At 68.8% G+C, this 3,920-nt stretch carries 4 protein-coding genes; all 4 read left to right on the forward strand.

The window, feature by feature from the left end:
* A partial coding sequence (locus ACE3UY_RS22370; RefSeq protein ID WP_374689684.1) for an electron transfer flavoprotein beta subunit/FixA family protein occupies window positions 1-576 on the forward strand: 576 nt, incomplete at its 5' end.
* A gap of 119 nt (window positions 577-695) precedes the next feature.
* Window positions 696-1,667, forward strand: a complete 972-nt coding sequence (locus ACE3UY_RS22375; RefSeq protein ID WP_374689685.1) for an electron transfer flavoprotein subunit alpha/FixB family protein — start codon at window positions 696-698, stop codon at window positions 1,665-1,667.
* Window positions 1,668-2,015: 348 nt separating this feature from the next.
* Complete coding sequence (gene argC, locus ACE3UY_RS22380; RefSeq protein WP_374689686.1) at window positions 2,016-3,020, forward strand: N-acetyl-gamma-glutamyl-phosphate reductase; 1,005 nt, start codon at window positions 2,016-2,018, stop codon at window positions 3,018-3,020.
* A 66-nt stretch (window positions 3,021-3,086) separates the two neighbouring features.
* Entirely contained in the window at window positions 3,087-3,833 is a 747-nt protein-coding gene (argB, locus tag ACE3UY_RS22385; RefSeq protein WP_374689687.1) for an acetylglutamate kinase, read from the forward strand.
* Window positions 3,834-3,920 lie beyond the last annotated feature (87 nt).

Below are 3,920 nucleotides of genomic sequence, written 5' to 3' on the forward strand. Positions count from 1 at the left end.
GGCCCGGAGGCGGCGATCGAGCAGTTGCGCGACGCCCTGGCCGTCGGCGCGGAGCGGGCCATCCTGCTGGAGGCGGGCGACCACGAGTGGGACGCCGGCGCCACAGCCGCGGCCATCGTCGAGGCCATCCGCGCTGACGGGATGAACTACGACCTGCTCCTCTTCGGCAATGAGTCGGCCGACGCCGGCGGCTACCAGGTCGCCATCCGCGTGGCCCGCGCTCTGGGCCTGCCCTGCGTGACCGGCATCAAGGCGCTGACGGTCGGCGACGGCATGGCGACGGCTCACCGGCCAGTGAAAGGCGGACAGGAGACGTTCGAGTTGCCCCTGCCGGCGGTGATCGCTGTCAAAGAGGGCATCAACCTGCCACGCTACCCGACGTTCCATGGCAAGATGCGGGCCAAGAAGAAGGAGATCGCCCGCTTCGCGCCCACCTGGAACGGCAATGACCTGGAGAAGGTGCGGCTGCAGCCCCCGGCGGACACGGCCGGCGCGGGGGCCGTCGTGCTCGGCCGTGGGCCAGAAGCCGCGCCGCAGGTCTTGGAACTGCTCCGGCAACTGAACTTGGTGGGATGAAGGGACCAGGGGTTAGGGACTAGGGGCTAGGTTCTAGGGAAGAGCACTCTTCCCTAGAACCTAGCCCCTAGAACCTAGCCCCTGTCTTCGCGTCCTCGCGTTGTTCTCTGGAAAGCAACATGATCCTATGCCTGGTTGAGCACACACAACGGGAGCCGAACCCGTTCTCGCTGGAAGCGCTGGCCTTGGGGCGGCAGATGGCCGGGCAGGTGGGCGCGCCGCTGGCGGCCGTGGTCGTCGGCGCGGCGGGGCGGCCGGCGGCCGAGGCGCTGCGCGAGTACGGCGCGGCTGACGTGCATCTCATCGCCGACGAACGGCTCGACGCCTACGCGCCCGAGGCGTGGGCGGAGAGCGTCGCCGGCCTGATCGACGATCTGGGGCCGCAAGCGGTCATCGCCGCCGGCAGCGACCGCGGCCACGAAGTCATGGCCCACGTGGCGGCTATCACGAACCTGGCCCTGGCGACCAACTGCCTGAGCGTCGAGCCGGGCGAAGCCTTCCTCGTCACGCGCCAGCGCTGGGGCGGCAGCCTGCTGGAAGAGGCGAGACTGAAGGGGCCGGTCAAGCTGCTGACCATTGCCCCCAACGTCTTCGCCGCCGCGCTCGCGCCGGCGGCGACGTTCGCCATCCATGAGACGCGGCCAGCGCTGACCGACAACGCCTTCCGCGTGATGGCGACCCAGGCAGCCGCGGCTGACGCTGGCCGGTTGTCGCTGGCCGACGCCCGGCTGGTCATCGGCGGCGGCCGGGGCGTGGGCAGCGCCGAGGGCTTCCGGGCGCTGGAGGAGTTGGCCGGGCTGCTGGGCGCGGCCGTCGGCTGCTCGCGGGCGGTCACCAGCGCCGGCTGGCGGCCTCACGCCGAGCAGATCGGCCAGACGGGCGAGCGCATCACGGCCGAACTCTACATCGCCTGTGGCATCAGCGGGGCGATGCAACACATCGTCGGCGCGGAAGGGGCGCGCCACATCCTGGCCATCAACACCGACCCCGACGCGACCATCATGAACTACGCCGATTACGCCATCATCGGCGACCTGCACCAGATCGTCCCGGCCATCGTCGCCGAGTTGAAGCGAGCGAAGGGGTTGTGACAGCCGCAGCCGCCCGATTTTTGTTCATTGTGCCATATTGACATTTGCCCCCCACTTGTTATGATTTTGCGCATGTTCGCTCACATGGCTCAGCGCTTTCCCCGCCGCCGTCGCCCGCCCCAGACGACAGGTCTGGTGTTTATGGTTGCCTGAGTCGCGGAGCGAACCGATACAGACAAACCGACCGCCAGACCCAACGGGCCTGGCGGTTTTGTTTTGTGTAGGATTCTGTATGATGGAGAAGAAAGAGCTCACGCAAAGAGCGCGAAGGACGCAAAGAGCGCAAAAAGAAACAATATTGCTTGGCGTTCTTAGCGCTCTTTGCGTGAGCGCTTCTAGGAGCGCGCAATGATTAGAGTCGGTATTTACGGCGCGACGGGATACACGGGGATGGAGTTGGTGCGGATTCTCCAGCGCCACCCCGGAGCCGAGATCGCCTTCGTCGCCTCCCAATCGCAGGCGGGCAAGACGCTGCGCCAGGTCTTCCCGGCCGCCCCCGCCCTGCCGCTCATCGCCGGAGCGGAGGCCCCGCTCGATGAGGTGGACGTGGCCTTCCTCTGCCTGCCCCACGCCGCGGCGGCCGAGACGGCCGTTGTCGCCCTGGCCGCCGGCGTGCGGGTCATCGACCTCAGCGCCGACTTCCGCCTGCGCGACGCCGCGGCCTACGCCCACTGGTACGCCCACACCCACCCCGCGCCGGAACTGCTGGCCGAGGCGATCTACGGCCTGACCGAGGTCTGCCGCGCCGACCTGCCTGGCGCGCGGCTGGTCGCCAACCCCGGCTGCTACCCGACGAGCGTGCTGCTGGCGCTGCGCCCGCTGCTGCTGAGCAACGTGCCGCTGGCCGGGCCGATCATCACCGACAGCAAGTCGGGCGTCAGCGGCGCGGGCCGGACGCCGTCGCAGACCAGCCACTTCGTCGAGGTGGCCGACAACTTCTCGCCCTACAAGATCGGCCGCGTCCACCGCCACCTGCCGGAGATGGAACAGGCCATCGGCTGGTGGCGGGCGAGCGCGCCGCCGCTCGTCTTCTCGCCCCACCTGCTGCCCGTGCCGCGCGGCATCCTGTCCACGATCTACGTCACGCTGGGCGCGGACGCGACCGAGGCCAATTTGCGCGCCCTCTATGGCGACGCCTACGCGGGCGAGCCGTTCGTCGAGGTGCTGCCGGCAGGCGAACTGGCCTCGCTGGCCCACGTCACCTACACCAACCGCTGCGCCATCGGCCTGACCCTGGTCGGCCGGACGCTCATCCTCACCTCGGCCATCGACAACCTGATCAAAGGCGCGGCCGGGCAGGCGGTGCAGAATATGAACGTCATGTTTGGGTGCGCGGAGACGGCGGGGCTGTAACCATTTAGACCTGACAGGTGCGGGCGTTGCGGCAACGCCCGCACCTGTCAGGTCTGGGAGTAACCTATGACCCGCGTCATCAAGATCGGCGGCAACGAGATGAGCGCCCCCGGCTTTCTGGAGGAACTGGCGGCGCAACTGGCCCGGCTGGCGGCAGAGGGGCCGCTGGTCGTCGTCCACGGCGGCGGCCAGGACATCGCCGCGCTGCAGACCCGCCTGGGCCTCGCACCGATCAAGGTGGACGGCCTGCGCGTCACCGACGCCGCGTCGCTGGCGGCGGCCGAGATGGCGCTCTCCGGCCACACGAACAAGCAGGTCGTCAGGGCGCTGCTGGCCGCCGGGCTGGACGCGGTGGGCCTGAGCGGCGTGGACGGTGGGCTGTTGCGCTGCCGCAAGCGCCCTCACCCGACGGTGGATCTGGGCCTGGTGGGCGAGGTCACAGCCGTTCGCGCCGGCCTGCTGCGCCGGCTGATGGACGATGGCATCACCCCGGTCATCTCGCCCATCTCGCTGGGCCAGGACGGCCAGACCTACAACGTCAACGCCGACGAGGCCGCCGGGGCCATCGCCGCGGCACTGCCGGCCGACGCGCTCGACTTCGTCTCGAATGTGCCCGGCGTGCTGGCGGACGGCCAACGCCTGCCCGCGTTGACGCCAGACGCAGCCGAGGCGCTGATCCGCGACGGTGTCATCACCGGCGGCATGATCCCCAAGGTGCGCACGGCGCTCGACGCGCTGGCTCGCGGCGTGCCCCGGGTGCGCATTGTGGATTTGGCGGGGTTGGGCGGAGGTGGGGGGACGGTGTTCAGTTAGCAGTAAGCAGTGGTGCGAGTCCACAGGGCATTAATGAACACAAAACCCAAGGAACAAAACCCATACGATTAATAAAAAAGTACAAAA

This window comes from Promineifilum sp. (SeqCode), assembly GCF_041918635.1.
Taxonomy (GTDB): domain Bacteria; phylum Chloroflexota; class Anaerolineae; order Promineifilales; family Promineifilaceae; genus Promineifilum.